The 18,690-nt window shown below is 71.9% G+C and carries 13 protein-coding genes, 3 pseudogenes and 1 riboswitch; of the genes and pseudogenes, 7 read left to right on the top strand and 9 right to left on the bottom strand.

Annotation, left to right across the window (positions count from 1 at the left end):
- Window positions 1–87: 87 nt before the first annotated feature.
- Complete coding sequence (locus tag O7613_RS05155) at window positions 88–720, bottom strand: TetR/AcrR family transcriptional regulator (RefSeq protein WP_281583938.1); 633 nt, start codon at window positions 718–720, stop codon at window positions 88–90.
- A 154-nt stretch (window positions 721–874) separates the two neighbouring features.
- Between O7613_RS05155 and O7613_RS05150 the strand changes: the two genes are divergently transcribed.
- The 4 genes from O7613_RS05150 to O7613_RS05135 all read left to right on the top strand — a co-directional run bounded on the left by O7613_RS05150 (window position 875) and on the right by O7613_RS05135 (window position 5,883).
- A complete protein-coding gene (locus O7613_RS05150) occupies window positions 875–1,777 on the top strand; it encodes an ABC transporter permease (RefSeq protein WP_281583939.1) in 903 nt (300 codons plus the stop codon).
- Window positions 1,770–2,570, top strand: coding sequence for an ABC transporter ATP-binding protein (locus O7613_RS05145; protein ID WP_281583940.1), 801 nt, complete (start codon window positions 1,770–1,772; stop codon window positions 2,568–2,570). The genes O7613_RS05150 and O7613_RS05145 overlap by 8 nt, the downstream gene beginning before the upstream one ends.
- Before the next feature lie 126 nt (window positions 2,571–2,696).
- A complete protein-coding gene (locus O7613_RS05140; protein ID WP_282292448.1) occupies window positions 2,697–4,196 on the top strand; it encodes a bifunctional cytidylyltransferase/SDR family oxidoreductase in 1,500 nt (499 codons plus the stop codon).
- A gap of 13 nt (window positions 4,197–4,209) precedes the next feature.
- Window positions 4,210–5,883, top strand: a complete 1,674-nt coding sequence (locus O7613_RS05135) for a CDP-glycerol glycerophosphotransferase family protein (protein WP_282292447.1) — start codon at window positions 4,210–4,212, stop codon at window positions 5,881–5,883.
- A 25-nt stretch (window positions 5,884–5,908) separates the two neighbouring features.
- Here O7613_RS05135 and O7613_RS05130 read toward each other — a convergent pair whose 3' ends face one another.
- Window positions 5,909–6,685, bottom strand: coding sequence for an alpha/beta hydrolase (locus tag O7613_RS05130; protein WP_348775399.1), 777 nt, complete (start codon window positions 6,683–6,685; stop codon window positions 5,909–5,911).
- Window positions 6,686–7,796: 1,111 nt separating this feature from the next.
- Here O7613_RS05130 and O7613_RS05125 point away from each other — a divergent pair.
- A complete protein-coding gene (locus O7613_RS05125) occupies window positions 7,797–8,354 on the top strand; it encodes a hypothetical protein (RefSeq protein WP_282292443.1) in 558 nt (185 codons plus the stop codon).
- A gap of 54 nt (window positions 8,355–8,408) precedes the next feature.
- Here the strand turns inward: O7613_RS05125 and O7613_RS05120 are convergent, their stop codons facing one another.
- The 4 genes from O7613_RS05120 to O7613_RS05105 form a co-directional block, all read right to left on the bottom strand.
- Entirely contained in the window at window positions 8,409–9,254 is an 846-nt protein-coding gene (locus O7613_RS05120; protein ID WP_281583944.1) for a C39 family peptidase, read from the bottom strand.
- Between the two features lie 202 nt (window positions 9,255–9,456).
- Window positions 9,457–9,598: riboswitch (cyclic di-AMP (ydaO/yuaA leader) on the bottom strand.
- A gap of 459 nt (window positions 9,599–10,057) precedes the next feature.
- A complete protein-coding gene (locus O7613_RS05115; protein WP_282292442.1) occupies window positions 10,058–10,822 on the bottom strand; it encodes a hypothetical protein in 765 nt (254 codons plus the stop codon).
- Window positions 10,823–10,971: 149 nt separating this feature from the next.
- Window positions 10,972–11,406, bottom strand: a complete 435-nt coding sequence (locus tag O7613_RS05110) for a hypothetical protein (protein ID WP_282292441.1) — start codon at window positions 11,404–11,406, stop codon at window positions 10,972–10,974.
- A gap of 78 nt (window positions 11,407–11,484) precedes the next feature.
- Window positions 11,485–12,654, bottom strand: a complete 1,170-nt coding sequence (locus O7613_RS05105; protein ID WP_282292439.1) for an acyltransferase — start codon at window positions 12,652–12,654, stop codon at window positions 11,485–11,487.
- Window positions 12,655–12,800: 146 nt separating this feature from the next.
- Here O7613_RS05105 and O7613_RS05100 point away from each other — a divergent pair, with 146 nt between their 5' ends.
- Together O7613_RS05100 and O7613_RS05095 are read left to right on the top strand one after the other, a co-directional pair.
- Window positions 12,801–14,126 (top strand): polysaccharide pyruvyl transferase family protein, encoded by a 1,326-nt coding sequence (locus O7613_RS05100; RefSeq protein ID WP_282292438.1) that lies wholly within the window; start codon window positions 12,801–12,803, stop codon window positions 14,124–14,126.
- Between the two features lie 40 nt (window positions 14,127–14,166).
- The gene (locus O7613_RS05095; RefSeq protein WP_282292436.1) at window positions 14,167–14,802 is read left to right on the top strand and encodes an alpha-ketoglutarate-dependent dioxygenase AlkB; all 636 of its coding nucleotides are present in this window, start codon (window positions 14,167–14,169) and stop codon (window positions 14,800–14,802) included.
- Window positions 14,803–14,909: 107 nt separating this feature from the next.
- Here O7613_RS05095 and O7613_RS30775 read toward each other — a convergent pair.
- The 3 pseudogenes from O7613_RS30775 to O7613_RS30765 all read right to left on the bottom strand — a co-directional run.
- Window positions 14,910–16,991: pseudogene (locus tag O7613_RS30775) on the bottom strand (DNA gyrase subunit A); the annotation flags it as partial.
- A gap of 393 nt (window positions 16,992–17,384) precedes the next feature.
- Window positions 17,385–18,278: pseudogene (locus O7613_RS30770) on the bottom strand (LAGLIDADG family homing endonuclease); the annotation flags it as partial.
- 3 nt (window positions 18,279–18,281) lie between these two features.
- Window positions 18,282–18,689 (bottom strand): annotated as a pseudogene (locus tag O7613_RS30765) (DNA gyrase subunit A); the annotation flags it as partial.
- Window position 18,690 lies beyond the last annotated feature (1 nt).

Genomic DNA, 18,690 nt, shown 5'->3' with positions numbered 1-18,690 from the left:
ATGGTAGCGGTTTGTGACGAAAACCTGGCGATCGCGATGATTGTCCGACCGGATGTGACCCACTGTTCATGATCGCGCCGGGCGGGCTCAGATCTCCACCTCGTCGCGAGCGGGCCTCACGCATGCTACCCGCAGCGCCGCGACGATCGCGGTGGCCATCCGCGGCACCTCAGCGGTCTTCAGCGGGGCCCGGGAGATGGCCATCCGCCAGTAGATCGGACCGACGATCAGGTCGACCGCCGCACGCCTGTCGGTGTCCGCCGAAAGTTCGCCGCGCTCGACCGCCCGGCCGATCAGGATCCGGCCCACGGCCTGCTGGTAGTCGTCCAGGGCGGCCTGGAGCTTCTCCCCGATCTGCGGGTTGCGGGCCGCCTCGGCGAGCAGGTCCGGAATGATCTGCGCGGCCAGTCGGTGACGCAACGCACGCGCCATCACGTGCAGCAGGATCTCCAGGTCGCCGAGCAGGCTCCCGGTGTCGAGCAGGGGCAGGTTGCGCCCGGCCACCGCGGAGACCATGTCCAGCACCAGATCGAGCTTGGAGCGCCACCGGCGGTAGATCGCGGTCTTGCTCACCCCGGCCCGCCGGGCCACCGCCTCGATCGACAGTCGCCCGTATCCGACCTCGGCCAACTCCTGCATCACGGCGGTGCGGATGGCGCTGGTGATCTCCCCACGCAGCACCGCCGCGCCGGCCGGGGCACGCCTCTTCTCGGTCGTCACGTGGAACAATGTAGCGCAACGACGGTACGGTTGCGTCCCGACGTTCGGTGGACTACCTTCCATGCAGCAGCGAGGCGGCTCCTCCCCGCCCGGCCACGCTGGACGACTTCACCGCACTGCTCCCCATCAGCACGAAAGATCGGAGCGCCTGACCATGGCCGACACCGCGGTGGCCGACCCCGAATCCGGACTGAGCCGGGCCCAGCTGGCCCGCCGGTACGGGCTTCGGGTGGCCGGGGAACGACCGCCCCTGGCCGAGTACGCCCGCCGGTTGTGGGCGTACCGGCACTTCATCACCGCGTACTCGCGGGCGAAGGTCGCGTCCTCGCTGAGCAACACCCAGCTCGGCCAGCTCTGGCAGGTGCTGACCCCGCTCACCAACGCGGCGGTCTACTACCTGATCTTCGGCCTGATCCTGGCCCAGCACCGGAACGTGCCGAACTTCATCGCGTACCTCTGCACCGGTGTGTTCATCTTCATCTTCACCCAGACCGCGGCGTCCAACGGCACCAACGCGATCAACGGCAACCTGGGCATGATCCGGGCGCTCCAGTTCCCCCGCGCCGCGCTGCCGATCACGGTCACCCTGGTGCAGCTCCAGCAACTGCTGATGTCGATGGTGGTGCTCGCCGCCATCGTGCTGCTCACCGGCGAGCCGATCACCTGGCGCTGGGTGCTGCTCGCCCCGACGCTGCTGCTCCAGACGATCTTCAACATCGGACTGACCATGGTCACGGCCCGGCTCGGTTCCAAGGCCACCGACCTCAAACAGATCATGCCGTTCGTGATGCGCACCTGGCTGTACGCCTCCGGCGTGCTCTACCCGGTGGCGCTCATCCGCGAGCACCTGCCCGGATGGGCGGCGAACATCCTGGAGTGGAACCCACCACTCGTCTTCATCGAGCTGGCCCGCTACGCGCTGCTCGACTCGCACCAGCCCAACCTGGTGAGCTCACCGCTGAAGCTGTGGTCGCTCGGCCTGTTCTGGGCCGTCGTGATGGGTGTCGGCGGGTTCGTCTACTTCTGGCGCGGAGAGAAGGAGTACGGCCGTGGCTGAGCAGACCCTGCCGGCGGGCGCCGGCACCGTGACCGACTCGGGCCGGGTCCCCACCGTCGTGGTGGACGACGTGCACGTGATCTACCGGATCCACAAGGGCGCGTCCAGCGGCACCACCCCGGTCTCCGCGCTGAAGCGCCTCGCCTCCCGCACCAAGGCGCCGAACATCCGCGAGGTGCACGCCGTCAAGGGCGTGAGCTTCACCGCCTACGAGGGCGAGGCGATCGGCCTGATCGGCAGCAACGGCTCCGGCAAGTCGACGCTGCTGCGGACCATCGCCGGCCTGCTCCCGCCCGCCCGCGGCGCGGTCTACACCCACGGCCAGCCGTCCCTGCTCGGCGTGAACGCCGCGCTGCTCAACGACCTCTCCGGCGAGCGCAACGTGGTGCTCGGCTGCCTCGCCATGGGCATGGCGCCGGACGAGGTCAAGCGGCTCACCCCGGAGATCATCGAGTTCTCCGGCATCAACGAGCGCGGCGACTTCGCCTCACTGCCGATGCGCACCTACTCCTCCGGCATGGGCGCCCGGCTGCGCTTCGCCATCGCCGCGGCCAAGAAGCACGACGTGCTCCTGATCGACGAGGCGCTCGCCACCGGCGACCGGAAGTTCCGCGCCCGCAGCGAACAGCGGGTCCGCGAACTACGCGCGAGCGCCGGCACGGTCTTCCTGGTCAGCCACTCGATCGGCTCGATCCGGGACACCTGCGAGCGGACCATCTGGCTGGAGAGCGGCGTGCTGAAGATGGACGGCCCCACCAAAGAGGTCTGCGACGCGTACGAGAACCAGAAGTAGCCCACCGGAGCGCACCGGCCCGGGCTCCGGCCCGGACGGTGCGCTCCGTCGTACGCGTTAAGGTTTGCTGGGCCGTCGGTCAAAGTTCACCAACCGGTCACCCTTCCACCAGAGTGAGGTACGGCAATGACGCAGGACCACACCACCGCACCGGACGCCGCGCCGGCGAACCCGGCACCCTGGCGACCCGCGCGTACGGTGGCCGTGATCCTCGCCGGAGGCACCGGGACCCGCCTCGGCCTGGGCATCCCGAAGCAACTGCTGAAGATCGCCGGCAAGCCGATCATCGAGCACACGCTCGCCGTCTTCGAGGCCGCGCCGGAGATCGACGAGATCGTCGTGCTGATGGCCACCGGCCACGTCCCCGACGCCGAGCGGATCGTCGCCGCCGCCGGCTTCCGCAAGGTCACCAAGGTGATCGAGGGCGGCGACACCCGCAACGACACCACCCGGATCGCGCTCGACGCGGTCGGCGAGGGCGACGTCAACATCCTCTTCCACGACGCGGTCCGCCCGCTGGTCAGCGCCCGGATCGTGCGCGAGTGCGTGAACGCGCTCTGGAGCTACTCGGCGGTCGACGTGGCCATCCCCTCCGCCGACACGATCATCCAGGTCGACGCGGACGAGTGCATCACCGACATCCCGGTCCGCTCCCGCCTGCGCCGCGGGCAGACCCCGCAGGCGTTCCGCTCCGGCACCATCCGGGAGGCGTACCGGCGGGCCGAGGGCGACCCCGACTTCGCCGCCACCGACGACTGCGGCGTGGTGCTGCGCTACCTGCCCGGCACGCCGATCAAGGTGATCGACGGCTCGGACGAGAACATCAAGGTCACCCACCCGGTCGACGTGCACCTCGCCGACAAGCTCTTCCAGCTCGCCGCCGCCCAGGCGCCCCGGCTCACCCACCGCGGCTACGCCGAGGAGCTGACCGGCCGGACCATCGTCGTGTTCGGCGGCAGCTACGGCATCGGCCACGACCTCACCGAGCTGGCCCGCCGCTACGGCGCCCAGGTCTTCCCGTTCAGCCGCTCCACCACCGGCACCCACGTCGAACGCGCCGAGGACGTGGCCGCCGCGCTGAAGACCGCCTTCGAGGCCACCGGCCGGATCGACCACGTGGTGGTCACCGCCGGGATCCTGGAGAAGGGCGCGCTCGCCGAGATGGACGACGAGACGATGGACCGCCTCCTGCACGTCAACTTCGTCGGGCCGGTCACCATCGCCCGGCAGTCGCTGCCCTACCTCCAGCAGACCAAGGGCCAACTGCTGCTCTACACGTCCAGCTCCTACACCCGGGGCCGGGCCCGCTACGCGCTCTACTCGGCCACCAAGGCCGCCCTGGTCAACCTGACCCAGGCGCTCGCCGACGAGTGGGCGGAGTTCGGCGTACGGGTCAACTGCGTCAATCCGGAACGCACCGCCACCCCGATGCGGACCAGGGCGTTCGGCGAGGAGCCGGAGCACACCCTGCTCGCCTCCGAGGCGGTCGCGCAGGCGTCCCTGGACGTGCTGATCTCCGAGCTGACCGGCCAGGTGGTCGACGTCCGGCGGGCCCCCGGCGAGCCGGTGGCCGCGGTGCCGGCGCAACCCGGCCCGCACCGGTCCGAGCTGACCACCGACGCCTGACGGGACGAACCAGATGCGTGGGGACCTGGTCCGGAAACTGCTCGCCCGGGTGCTGACCAGTGGGCTGGCGGTGCTGGCGTTCCTCCTGCTGGCACTCACCGGCGCCACCGCCGCCGGGCTGGGCGTGGCGGTCGCCGCGCTGGCCGCCACCGCCTGGGAACGGCGGGTCCGGCCCAGCGCCGACGGCCTCGTCGAGACGGTGCTGGTGGCCGCCGGGATCCTGGTCGGCTACGCCCGCCGGGCCGACGACGGGTTCGACCCGGCGCTGGCCGTGACCGCGCTCGTCCTGCTCGGCCTGGTGCTGCTCGTCGGGCCGCTGCGCCAGGCCGCCGCGCTGGAGATCCGGGCGGCCAACCTGCCGGTCCGCTCCTGGGCGCCGCCGGTCGCCGCCCGGCTCGGCGACGCGCTACTGGTGCTGCTCGCGCTGGTGGCGCTCGCCGCCGCGCCCGCCCTGCCGGCATGGCTCCCGCTCGTCGCCACGCTGCTCGTCGGCGCCGGCTGCGCCGCCGTCGCGCTCGACCTCGCCCGCCGCCGGTTCCGGCCGCCGGCCGGCGGTGGCCCGATCGGCCGGGCGCTGCGCCGGCACCAGCCGGAGTTCGTGCTGCACTTCTCCGCCCCGCCCGGCTCCGAATACCAGGTGACCATGTGGCTGCCGTACCTGGAACGGATCGGCCGGCCGTTCCTGGTGGTGCTGCGCGAGCCGGAGTTCCTGCCGACCGTGGCCGCCGCGACCCGCGCCCCGGTGGTCCTCTGCCCCACGCTGAAGGCCCTGGACGAGGCCCTGGTGCCCAGCCTGCGGGTGGCGTTCTACGTCAACCACGGCGCGAAGAACGCCCACTGCATCCGGTTTCACCAGCTCACCCACGTGCAACTGCACCACGGCGACAGCGACAAGGCCCCGAGCGCCAACCCGGTCTCCGCGATCTTCGACAAGATCTTCGTGGCCGGGCAGGCGGCCATCGACAGGTACGCCCGGGCCGGCGTGGAGATCCCCGCCGAGAAGTTCGTCGTGGTCGGCCGCCCCCAGGTCGAGGAGATCGAGGTACGCCGGGAGCACGCGCCCGCGTCGGCGCACCCGACCGTCCTCTACACCCCGACCTGGACCGGGCACCACGCCGACGCCAACTACTGCTCGCTGCCGGTGGCCGAGACGCTGATCCGCTGGCTGCTCGACCGCGGGGCGGCGGTGATCCTGCGCGCCCACCCCTACACCGACCGGAACCCGGCCTCGGCCCGGCAGCTCGCCCGGCTCACCGAACTGCTCGCCGCCGACCGGGCGAGGACCGGCCGGCCGCACCTGTGGGGCGCGGCAGCCACCCGGGAGCTGACGCTCACCGAGTGCGTCAACCGCGCCGACGCGCTTGTCTCCGACGTCTCCGGGGTCATCTCCGACTGGCTCTACTCCGGCAAGCCGTACGCGGTCACCGACACCGGCGCCGACGGCGCACACTTCGTCGAGCGGTTCCCCCTCGCCGGCTCCGGCTACGTGCTGCGCCGCGATATGTCCAACGTGGACGAGGTGCTCACCGCGCTGCTGGACACCGACCCGAAGGCGGCCGACCGCTGGGCCGCCCGGACCCGCTACCTGGGCGACTTCCCCACCGACGGCTACGCCGAGGCGTTCCTCACCGCCGCCCGGCGCGAGCTGGAGCCGGACTTCGCCGTCCCGGCGCCGCGCACGCCGTAGGCCGGTCAGTCCCCCCGAACCGGTCCTAGAGGTACGGGTCGAGCAGCGCGAGCACCGCCGCGGGATCCTCGACGTGCGCGTTGTGGCCCAGCCCCGGCAGCGTGGCCACCGGAACGCCCAGCTCCTTGAGCTGCGCGTCGGTCACCATCGGGTCCCGCTCGCCCCGGGCCAGCAGCACCGGCACGTCGACGGCGGCGAGCAGGGCCGGCAGCCGAGGCGCCCCCACCGCGAACGCGGCCGGATCCATGGCCAACCGCCAGCGCCCGTCGCCCCGGCGTAGTCCCGCGTCGACCACCGGATGGTCCGGAGCGAACAGCCCGGCGAGCCCGGACACCCGCAGGTAACGACGGGCCGCCTCGTCACGGGTGCCGAACCAGGTCACCGGCCGGGCGGCCAACTCCTCCGCCTTCGCCAGCTCGGCCGGCGACCAGGCCACCTTGATGCCGAGGCCGACCACCGCGTCCACCGGCAGGCCCCGCCGGCGCGCGGCCAGCGCCAGCGCCACCACGCCACCGAGCGAGTGCCCGAGCAGCACCAGCCGGTCGTTCGGGCCGAGCCGGACCGCCCCGAGCCCGTCCACGACGCGCTGAGCCAGGGCCGCGAAGGAGTACCCGGTCGCGGTGGCGCCCTCATCGGCGGCAGCCCCGGGCGCACTGGCTACCGCGTCGGCGTCTGCCGGCGCGGCGGCGACACCGGGCGCGGTCACGACCCCGTCGGCGTCTCCCGCCGCGGCGGCGGCACCGGGCGCGGTCACGGCCCCGTCGGCGTCCCGCGCCGCAGCGGCGACACCGGGCGCGGTCACGACCCCGTCGGCGTCTCCCGCCGCAGCGGCGACACCGGGCGCAGTTACGACCCCGTCGGCGTCTCCCACCGCAGCGGCGACTGCCGGCGCAAAGGAGGCCCCGCCTGTGGCAGTCCTCGGAGGCAGCGGCGGCGACCAGCCGTGTCCAGCCAGGTCGGGGGCAAGCCAACGTCCTGGCCAGCGGCGCTCCAGCAGTGGCGCCCACGGCAACCACACCTCGCCGGTGGCCCCCATACCGTGTAGGAGCACCAGGTGACGGGTCCCCCTCGCATCGCCCATACGGCGCAGTCTGCCACCGGACGGACACGGTGCGCGAGAGCGGACACCGACGTCGCGCGCGCGACGCAACATGCCCGGACCTCGGCGGCGACGCCGGCTGGACGCCCACCCTGCGCGCCACCCCGCCGGTGCCGGGCCGCACTTATGACCGACTCCGGTCCGACGGTCGCGCACTCCACTCGTGGCCCGGGGCGGAGCGCGGGTGGAACGCTATGGCCGTCTCAGGCGTGCTGAGACGTCCACAGCGTTCCAGTCGTCGCCTGAACGGCGCGCGGGTGGAACGATATGGCCCGCTCGGGCGCGCCGAGACGTCCATAGCGTTCCAGTCGTGGCCCGGGGCGGCGCGCGGGTGGAACGCTATGGCCCGCTCGGGTGCGCTGAGACGTCCATAGCGTTCCAGTCGTGGCCCGGGGCGGCGCGTGGGTGGGAGCGCTGTGGCCGTCTCGGGCGCGCACCCGTGGCGTTGCCGTGGTGGGCCTGGGGGTGTTGAGGGGCGTGCGGGAATCCGGTCGCCGTGTGGGGCCGGGTGGGTGGGGTGTCCGGTTCGGGGGTGGTGGGTGGCACTCTGGCGGCGGAATCGTCGCGGGGGTGCGGGCGTTGTAACCCGGTGAACGACCGAGGAAGGCCAGCGCCCCTGATCCCGCGCGGCCGACACGCCCCCCGGGGAATGACGGTGGGTAGCCGGTCGTTACACATTCTCCCGGCCCCCGCGGTGCGGCCCCTGCCCCGCGGACCACGCCGGATCCCCCCGAAACTTTGAGCGCCTGACGGTGCTCGCCCGCGCGCCACCCTCCCCCGGTGCGTGTGTCGACCCCCGGAATGGAGCCCCCTGATGAACACGATCCTGCGCAAGAGCGTCCTGGGTATCGCTGGTCTGGCGTTCACCGGTGGTGTGTTCGCCGGCCCGATCGCCGCCCACGCCGACACCCCCACCCACACCGGCAAGCCCGCCACGGCTGCGGCCGTGGTGCAGGCCGAGGGCAAGCAGTCGAGCATCACCCTCAACGACGAGCAGACCGCCAACGTCAAGGCGATCATCGCCGCGACGAAGAAGGCCGGCCTGCCCGAACGAGCCGCGATCATCTCCATCGCCACCAGCCTCCAGGAATCCAAGCTGGAGAACCTGGGCCACCTCGGCGACACCAACGACCACGACTCCCTCGGCCTGTTCCAGCAACGCCCGTCGAGCGGTTGGGGCAGCCCGGAACAGATCACCAACCCCGAATACTCCACCCTGGCCTTCCTCAAGGGCCTGAAGCAGGTCGACGGCTGGCAGGACATGCCCCTGACCGAGGCCGCGCAGACCGTCCAGGTGAGCGCCTACCCCGACGCCTACGCCCAGTGGGAGAACCAGGCCACCGACCTCGTCACCCAGCACTGGAACAGCTAACGCACGAAGGCCGGCACCCAACGGGGTGCCGGCCTTCACGTACCAATAAATGGGTCAGGCGGAGTAACCGCGCGTGGCCATCCAGTTCGCCAGGTCGGCCGTGGCCACCCAGTACGACGGCAGCGACGGGTCGGCCGAGTCGGCGATCCGTACCGTCCGGCCGTCGTTCTTGTAGCCGATCACGGCGACATAGTGGCCGCCCGGGAACGAGTGCCAGCCGCCGTTCGTGTCGGTGGCGTCGCCGACGATGTTCGAGACGACCGCCCGGCCGTTGCTGACCGCGTTGACGACGTCGGCCCGGAGCCGGTCGACCTGGCCGGGGGTGGCTGCGCCGGCGATCATGCGGGTCCGGTACGGGTCGCCCTTGACCTGCTGGTTGAGCACCCGGGTGGTGTCCTCGGCCGAGTTGGTGCCCATCTCGGTGGTGCCGAGCGCGACGGCCAGCGTGTCCTGGCTGCGCTCGATGCCGGCGGCGCTGAGCGCGTTCCGCACGGCGGCCGGACCGCAGTAGTAGTAGGTGGTCTGGGCCTGGTAGTCGTAGTCGAGCACCTTGCTCGACGGTGGCTTCGGCTTGGCCTTCGGCGTGGTGTCCGGGTCGGCGGACTTGGCCGCGACCTTCGCCACGGGCGAGGCCGTGGGAGAGGGCTTGGGCGACGCGCTCGGCGAGGCGCTGGGCGACGGGACGGCGACCCTGGCCTCGCTCCGGGTCGCGGCGTCGTTGAGGCGGGAGCCGAGGTCCGCCACGGCGGCGGTGTCCCGCTGAGCCGGGGCGCCGTCGGTGGCGGTCAGGGTGGCGCCGGCGCCGCCGGCCAGCACGAGGGCCGCCGCCGAACCGGCGATGATCTGGTACGGGCGCTCGGTCGCGAGCCGCCGCAGTTGACGCTTCAGGTGGTGCTTCACGGATTCCTCCACGGGGGTGGGCGGCACACGCCGGCCCTACGCGCGGAGGGACTCACGCGCGCTGACGGGCTGGACGGCCGCGGGTGATGGCCCGGGACGCCGGGCGGATCAGGGGTCGGGTACGCGTCGCCTCAGGCGCGCGCCGGCCCCCGCAGGCCGTGGAGGCGGGGGGACGTTCGGGGGTTGGTTGACACGAGGAGGTAGCTCCTTCCGTGGCCGCCGACCGGGTTAGCTGACGGATTCGGGCGGGAAGTACGCCCTACCGCGGGCCGTGGGCTCCGCGGATTCACCCCGGTGTTGCTGTGGGTCCCCGGTTCGTATGCACGATTAGGCGGGTCGGCACGGCGACGCCATCGGCGATCGACAACCGCACCGGACGCGCCGACACTACCGATGGGTACGACCCATGCCAAGCGCTCTCACCTGCGGAAACGTGCTCGGCGACTACAATTTCGGTGCAGCCGATCACTGACGTGACTCAATGGGACAAGGGGCACCGTCGACGCCGGCCGGCGGAAACCGGACGTCCGGCGGGAGGAGAATCGGTCGCCGGGGGCGACCGGGGACATCGGCTCCGCCGGCGCGTCGGGCCGGTGACCCGGCTCACCGCGTTCGGTAACGATTCGGTCGAGGCCGCCGCTCCAGCCGAGGTCCACCCCGCTCAACCGAGACCGCCGCTCCAGCCGAGGTCCACCCCGCTCAACCGAGACCGCCCCCAACCGAGACCACCGCTGCTCGACCGAGACCGCCCCTCGACCGGTATCACCGCTCAGCCGGGACAACCCCTCAGCCGATACCACCGCTCAGCCGACGCGGGCCGGACGCCAGCGGGCGCTACGCACCGGAGCCTGCACCGGGACACGGAGCGCCGCCGAGGCCCGGAACGCCGGCGCGGGCCGAAGCGCCGTCGCGGCGGCGTACGCCTCGGCGGCGAGCGTCCGGGCCGACTCGGCGGCGAGTTCGGTGTCCCGCCATGCCAGCCGTTCCCGCTCGGCGGCCGTCTCCCAGGCGGCTCGGCGGCCGTCACGGACCGTCCGGGCCAGCACGATCTCCTGCGTCGCCGGGTGGTGGCAGGGGTCCCACCCGTTGCGGCCGGCCAGCACGTCGGCGAGCTGGCGGGCGGTCAGGTCGCCCCGCCAGTGCGCCGCCATCGCGGCGTGCCGGAGCCAGCGTTCCCGCGCCGCGTACTCGGACGGGGTGCGAGGCGTGTGTGGTTCGGGCAGGGCGGCGGTGCCGGCCAGGCGGCGGGCGGCCGAGTCCGCCTCGTCGTACGCCGCCCAGGCCCGCTCCGCCTCGTCCTGGGCGACCAGCCACCGCTCGCGGCGACGCCGGGCGGTCTGGGCGGCTCCGGCGGCGGCCACCGCCACCTCGTCGGCGTACCGGGTCAGGTCGGCCCGGTGCAGTGCCTCGACGTCTGCCGGGTCGGGTTCGGCCTCGGTCACGGCGTCGCGTTCGGGGCGGGCGACCAGGACGGTGAGCAGGACGAGGGCGAGCACGGTCAGGGCCGACCAGATGGCGGCGGCCTCGGGGACCTCGGTGAGGAAGTTGAGGAGAACGGTCTGTGACATCGGCGGGCACCTCACGGGAGACGGTGACGGGGAATTCCGCACGGCCGGTCGGGGACGGGGGGGCGCGACCGGGATCCGGGCGCGACCGGGCCGCCGAGGGGCGGGTGCGGGTGAGGTTCGGGTGGGCGACGGGGCAGGCCCGGGGCGGGTCAGCGGGCGGGCGGGGCCCGCGGGCCGGCCGGTGCCGGCGGCGGACCCGCCGGGACCGGACGCCGACCGGCCGGGCGTACGGAATCGCCCTCCGGCTCGGGCGCCGGGACGCCGGTGGCGACGGTCTGCCGCTCGGTGGCGGCGTCGTGCGCCGCCCGCGAGCCGGCATCGCCGCGCAACGTCGAGCCGGCATCGGCGCGGAACGCTGAGCCGGCATCGCCGCGTAACGTCGCGCGGAACGCTGAGCCGGCATCGGCGCGTGACGTCGATCCGGCGACCGGGCCAACCAAGCCGCCCGGCGCCGGCAACGAAGCGGCAGCCGGCAGCGAAGCGGCGCCGAACGAGAAGGCGACGACCACGGCCAGGCTGGCGAGCATGCGTGCGGCCCAGCGCGCCACCCACCACACGGGACAGGTGAGCGCGATCGGAAGCACGGGTACAAATTACCCGCGATCCCACCACCACGCACCGTCACCCGGCGTGTCGCAACGCCACCGATCAGGGTGGACCGGTCAGTCGGGCCGGCGCGACTCGGCGTACTCGATCGGGCGGTCGGCGTCGTCGGCGGCCGGCCGGGGTGCGGGCACGGCCGGCGCGGTGGCGGCGCGGGCCCGGCGCGACGGGCCGAGGAGGCGCATCATCGGCACCTCCACCCAACGGTGCAGGGCGGCGGCGAGCGCCAGGGTGAGCAGCAGGAAGCCGAGCACCGCGAGTGGGCCCCGCCACCCGGGCAGCCCGGTGCCCCAGTCGCCGGTGAGCCGCAGCACGGTCACCATGACCAGCACGTGCACGAGGTAGAACGCGAACGAGACCTCGCCGAGCCAGACCATCGGGCGGGACCGCCACGGGGTCCGCCGGCCACGCACGTCGGCGTCCGCCGCGGCGGTGATGACCAGCAGGTACGCCACGGCGAGCAGCGCCGCCCAGAACTCGGCCCGGATCCACAGCGCGGCGACCACCCAGGTGGTCACGAAGAGCGTGCTCGCCACCGTCAGGTTCGGGCCACGCCAGCGGTGGCGGCGCATCAGCTCGGCGGCGGCGGCGCCCATCCAGAACTCGAAGGAGCGGGTGACCGGGAAGATCTGGGTGAACCACCACCGCTGTTCCTCGGGCACCAGGTGCTGGCCCGGCCAGAGCGCCAGGATCAGCAGCGGCGCGGCGACGAGCACGGCCGCCAGCGCACCGGTACGCGCCCGGCGCAGCCACGGCACCACGAGCGGCAGGAACAGGTAGAACGCCAGCTCGCAGGAGAGCGACCAGCTCACGTTGTTGACGCTGTAGAAGTAGCCGTTGAGCGGGATCCACGCCTGGACCAGGAAGAGGTTGCCGATCGCGGCCCACGGCAGGACCGGGTCGGCGAACCATGCCGCCACGGCCAGCGCCGCCACGAACGTCACCACGTGGTTCGGATAGATCTTGGCGAACCGGCGCCGCAGGAACGTCCGACCGCGCTCGCCGTCCCGGTACGACCAGACCAGCACGAATCCACTGAGGATGAAGAAGAACTCGACGCCGGAGAGCCCGAGACTGAAGGCGCGGTCCACCACCGCCTTCAGGTCCGGCTCGGCGACGATCCGCATGGTGCCGGCGTGGAAGCCGAACACCAGGAGAGCGGCGACCCACCGGAGCCCGGTCAGCGACGGCAGCCGCGGAGCGCGGGTGGTGGTCGGCGCACTTGTCATCCCGGGGACCCTACCCGTGGCGGGCGGCCCGCCGCCGCGCGGCGGCGGCCGGCCGGGGCCCGGGGAACGCCGGATAAGCTTTCCGTTCCCGCACGTGCGGGGCCGGTCCGGGCCTCGCCGGGCCCGCACGGAAGGTGAGCGACCGGATGCACCAGCGGATCCTGCTCCGCGCCCGCAAGGGCCCGTTCGACGTCCTGACGCCGGAGGAGACCTTCGCCGGCAACTGGATCGGCGACAACAGCGGCAACCTGGTGTTCAGCCACGCCGCGCACAAGCTGCTGGCCACCGGCACGGCGCAGATCACCCCGAACCGGGCACCGGCCGACCCGCGCGACGCCGACGAGATCAACGAGCGGTACGACGTCTTCGTGGTGCCGCTCGCCAACGCCTTCCGCCGCAGCTTCGTGCGCCGCCTCAACCCGCTCACCCGGCTGATCGAGCGCCTGAAGATCCCGGTGGTGGTCCTCGGCGTCGGCGTGCAGACGAACGTCGACGGGGACCGGGAATACCTGCGCCAGATCGACGAGCCGGTCAGCGCGTTCTGCCGGGCCGTGCTCGACCGTTCGCACAGCATCGGGGTACGCGGCGAGATCACCGAGAGCTATCTGCGTACCCTCGGCTTCTCCGCGGTGGAGCAGATCGGCTGTCCGTCGATGTTCCTGCACGGCGACGAGTTCCGGCTGGCGAAGAAGCGCCCCGAGCTGACCACCGACGCCCGGATCGCGCTGACCATCTCCCCGTACGTCGCCTCCATGGCCAAAATCGTCCGCCACCACCGGGAGCGCTACCCGAACCTGTGCTACATCCCGCAGGACCTGCGGACCCTCGGCACCCTGCTCTACGGCGACGCGCCCGAGCACCGGGGCAAGCGCAGCGAGATGCCGCTGCACACCTCGCACCCGCTCTTCGTCGAGGACAAGGTGCGGATGTTCGTCGACCCGTGGACCTGGATGTCGCACCTGTCCGGCTTCGACTTCAACTTCGGCACCCGGATCCACGGCACCATCACGGCGCTGCTCGCCGGCACCCCCGGCTACCTCTTCGCCCACGACTCGCGCACCCTGGAACTGGCCCGTTACTTCGACATCCCGTACCGGATCATGCGGGACGTGCCGGCCGACGTCGACGCCGCGGACCTCTACGCCGAGGCCGACTACACCGCGCTGATCGCCGGTCACAAGGCCCGCTTCGACACGATCACCGCGTTCCTGGCCAAGCACGACCTCGGCACGTCGTTCGCCGACGGCGACAGCGCCGCCCGGTTCGACAAGCAGGTCGGGGAGACGGAGTTTCCGCCGGCCGTCGGGCCGGCCGCCGCCACCGCGCCGGCCGAGCTGCTGACCCGCATCGAGCGGCTCCGCGACGAGAACCGCACGCTCGCCGAGACGATCGACGGACTCCGCGCCCAGGGGTTGCGCCAGCGGATCAAGCAGGCCGTCCCGGACCCGGTCCGCCGCATGCTGGGGCGTTAACGATCGTACGCATGTTCGACCACAGGTTACGATGGCGGGCGTGTCCGACGTCGCGTACCAGCCCTCGATGCTCGACCTCACCCCCGACGGCCCGGCCCTGGGCCCGCTCGGGGGCCGGTTGCGCCGCCACGAGCTGAGCCGGGGGGCCTGGGTCGACCACCTGCCCGGCTGGGTGCGCGGCTCCGACGCGGTGCTCGACACGCTGCGACACGACGTGCCGTGGCGGGCCGAACGCCGCACCATGTACGACACCGAGGTCGACGTGCCCCGCCTGCTCTGCTGGTATGCCGCCGGCCGCCCGCTGCCGCACCCGGTGCTCACCGCCGCCCGCGACACGCTCACCCGGCACTACGCGCCCGAGTTGGGCGAGCCGTTCGTCACCGCCGGCCTGTGCCTCTACCGCGACGGCCGGGACAGCGTGGCCTGGCACGGCGACACCCAGGGCCGCTCCGCGCACACCGACACCATGGTCGCCATCGTCTCGTTCGGTTCGCCCCGCCCGCTGCTGCTCCGCCCGCGCGGCGGCGGCGCCGGCCTGCGCTTCCCGCTCGGCCACGGCGACCTGGTGGTGATGGGCGGTTCCTGCCAGCGCACCTGGGAACACGCGGTGCCGAAGACCACCCGGCCGGTGGGTCCCCGGGTCAGCGTCCAGTTCCGCCCCGCCGGGGTGGCCTGACCCCCACCCCCTTTTTTACCTGCTGATTCACGGAAACAGTGGCCATCCTGGACGGGATGGCCACTGTTTCCGTGAATCGGCGCGCGAAGGGTGGCGCCGGGGGCGGGTCAGTCGCGGTCGATGTGGTGGCCCACCACGGTGGGGCCGAGCATCACGGCGAAGCCGGAGCCGTCGCGGCGCGGATCCGCCGGCGGCAGGTCCACCGGGTCACCGTTCGCCGTCGCGGCCACCGGCCGCGGGCCGATCCAGGCCACCGACAGATCCAGCTCACCCTTGAGAAGCCGCTGCGCGCGCACGCCGCCGGTCGCCCGTCCCTTCGCCGGGTACGCCTTCAGCGGCGTCACCTTGACCGTGGCGCCCGTCGACGTGACCACCATCGGCTCGCCGTGCTGCGGATCGTCGGTGCGCACCGCGCCGAAGAAGACCACCCGCGCCCCGGCCGGCAGGTTGATGCCGGCCATCCCGCCGCCCTTGAGGCCCTGCGGGCGGACCAGGGACGCCGGGAAACGCAGCAGCGACGCCTCCGAGGAAACGAACGCCAGCGCCTCGGCGCCGTCGGTCAGCCAGGTCGCGCCGACCACCTCGTCGCCGTCGCGCAACGAGATCACCTCGAACTCGTCCGAGCGGACCGGCCAGTCGGGCGAGCACACCTTCACCACGCCCTGCCGGGTGCCGAGCGCCAGGCCGGGCGACCCCTCGGCGGACGGCCCCAGCGGCGCCAGCCCGACCACCGTCTCCCCCGGCGCCAACGGCGCCAACTCCGCGGCCGACATGCCGCCCCGCAGCGACACCGTGCCGGCCTGCTCCGGCAGCACCGGCAACGGCAACACGTCGATCTTGAACGCCCGACCGGCGCTCGTCACCAGCAACACCCGGCCCCGGGCGGTGGAGTGCACCACCGCGCGTACCGCGTCGTGCTTGACCCGGCCGCTGCGCCGGCGCGCCTCGGCGGCCTCCTCGGACTCGGCCGCGGTCCGCGCGACCAGCCCGGTGGCGGACAGGATCACCTGGCACGGGTCGTCGGCGACCTCCAGCGGACCGGCCGGCACGGAGGCCGCCAGCACCTCCTTCAGGTCGCCGTCGACGAGGGTGGTGCGCCGCTCGGCGCCGAACTGCTTCACCACCGAGGCCAACTCGTCGGAGACCAGCTTCCGCAGCACCTTCGGGTCGTCGAGGATCTTCGACAGCTCGGCGATCTCACCGCGCAGCTTCTCCTGCTCGGCCTCCAACTCCAGCCGGTCGTACTTCGTCAGCCGGCGCAGCGGCGTGTCCAGGATGTAGGTGGCCTGGATCTCGGAGAGCTTGAACCTCTGCATCAGGCCGTCCTTGGCCGCCTGGGCGTCCTCGCTCGCCCGGATCAGCTTGACCACCCGGTCGATGTCGAGCAGCGCGATCAGCAGGCCGTCGACCAGGTGCAGCCGCTCCTCCCGCTTGCGCTTGCGGTAGGCGCTGCGCCGGGTCACCACCTCGTAGCGGTGCGACAGGAAGACCTCGAGCAGTTCCTTGAGCCCGAGCGTACGCGGCTGGCCGTCCACAAGCACCAGGTTGTTCACGCCGAACGACTGCTCCAGCGGGGTGAGCCGGTAGAGGTCGGCGAGCAACGCCTGCGGGTTGACCCCGACCTTGCACTCGACCACCAGGCGGGTGCCGTTCTCCCGGTCGGTGAGGTCCTTGACGTCGGCGATGCCGGTCAGCCGCTTGGTCTTGTTGACCTCGTTGGTGATCGCCGCGATGACCTTCTCGGCGCCGACGCCGTACGGCAGCTCGGTGACCGTGATGGCCTGCCGGCCGCGGCTGCCCTCCAGCGGGCCGATCTCGACCCGGCCGCGCATCCGCACCACGCCGCGCCCGGTCTCGTACGCCCGGCGCACCTCGTCCAGACCGAGCAGCAGCCCACCGGTGGGCAGGTCGGGGCCGGGCACGAACTCCATCAGCCGGTCGAGGGTGGCGTCCGGGTGGTTGATCAGCCAGCGGGCGGCCTGGACCACCTCGCCGAGGTTGTGCGGGATCATGTTGGTCGCCATCCCGACCGCGATCCCGGACGCGCCGTTGACGAGCAGGTTGGGGAAGGCGGCCGGCAGCACGGTGGGCTGGGTGAGCGAGCCGTCGTAGTTGGGCTCGACGTCGACGGTATCCTCGCCCAGCTCGCCGACGAGCAGCATCGCCTCGCGGGACATCCGTGCTTCCGTGTTGTGATTGACGAAGCCCCCGGCCAGGAAGGAATGGTCGGCGGACTCGACTCGTACGGAGTAGACCTCTGCCGGCTCATCGGGAGTCACGGAAACGACACGCTCGAACCGGTACCCCGAGTCCATGATCGGCAAAATGGTCGCCAGGATCTCAGTGTCCTTGATTCGGTCGATGATCCGGAGCCGTTCAGTCTCCCACCGCTCGATGCGATCAAAGTTGTGCTGGGTCAGCCATTTACGTCCGCTGCCCCGTCGGTCGAAGTCGAGGGCATCCCGCACGTAGTCGGCGACAAAGGGGACGTGATCCTGACTGAGTCGGTGCGGGCGCAAGGGCGCGTGGCCCAGCACACCGGCCAGAACTGCTTGCTTCGTACGCAGGAAGCCGACCCGGGTCGCGAAAGCCTTGATGTTTCCTAGCCCAGACACCACCAGGCGGTGCTCCACCGAACCGCTGGGGCGGGTGTACTGCCGATGGCAGGCGACAACGCCGAACTCTGCCAGCAACTCCTGAACCTCGCGGGTCAGCCGCTCACTGAAGCTTGTGTACTGGATGGTGAAGCTGGTGGTGTTGGCGACCCGGACCCCGCCATCGCCCTCGAACAGGGCCATCAGGAACGCTCGCTTGGCACCCCATCCGCCGGTCCAGACGAACTCGGGTACGAACTTGTCCCTGGCCTGATGACCGATCAACTCGGCGAGCGGACTTGCCCGGAAGGCGTCCATGCCCCCGGCGGACTCCTGGACGTCCAACTCACGGACGCGCCGACGGTCTCGGCGGGTATGCCGTTCGCTGACGTAACGTCGCCCACCGATGACCTGGTCGTAGGCGTGCAGGACCTCATCGAAGAAGTGCTCGTCGGTGTTGTTGAACCCCGCCCGGGACTCGCTCGCAAAGCCTTCCGACACCCAGGCGCCACCCAACACGCCCAGCATGTATTCCCGCGCGGTGGGGATGACCTGACTCCAGGCATTCCGAGCGAGGCAAACCACCGCGCCCGGAGCCAGTTCGTCGAGTCGCCTCCATTGGAGAACCGGAACGCCCATCGGGGCGTCGAGGCAGAGGACCAGATGATTTTCACTGCCACGCAGCGAGAAGCCGGTCTCCGTGGTAAGACGCAGCGTCGGATGAACTCCTGAGTTGAAGACCTTGTTGACCCGAACGGCCTTGCCGTCCTTGTCCAGGACCTCGAAGTCGGCATCCGCCTCGCTGTCCGGCGGAAGATTCACCACATCACGAATTCGCGGGCTGGTCCCGTCGGCCATACGGATCCGGGTATCGCCTACCACGCAGTAACGCGCCGCCGCCGGGCCGTCGTCCGGTGACCCAAAATTTCCATGCCCGTCGATGAGTGGGGTGTTGAGTGAGAAGTCCTGCGCCAACCGCACCATGGCGTCGTAGATCGCCGTATCGCCGTGCGGATGGTACTTACCCATCACGTCACCGACGATGCGGGCACTCTTCACGTGCCCACGGTCGGGGCGGTGGCCCTGCTCGTGCATCGACCAGAGGATGCGCCGATGCACCGGCTTGAGCCCGTCCCGGGCGTCCGGCAGGGCGCGGGAGTGGATGACCGAGAACGCGTACTCCAGATAGGAGTCGGACACCTCGGTGACAAGCGGGTTGTCGAAGACCCGTGCGCCGGCCTGGTCGAAGGCGGAGAGGTCCGCCTTGGCGCGGTCGTCCTTGCGGCGTGCCATG

Origin of the sequence: Micromonospora sp. WMMD975, from assembly GCF_029581215.1 — a bacterium.
Classification (GTDB): Bacteria; Actinomycetota; Actinomycetes; order Mycobacteriales; family Micromonosporaceae; genus Micromonospora.
This window is presented reverse-complemented; position numbering and strand designations above follow the sequence as displayed.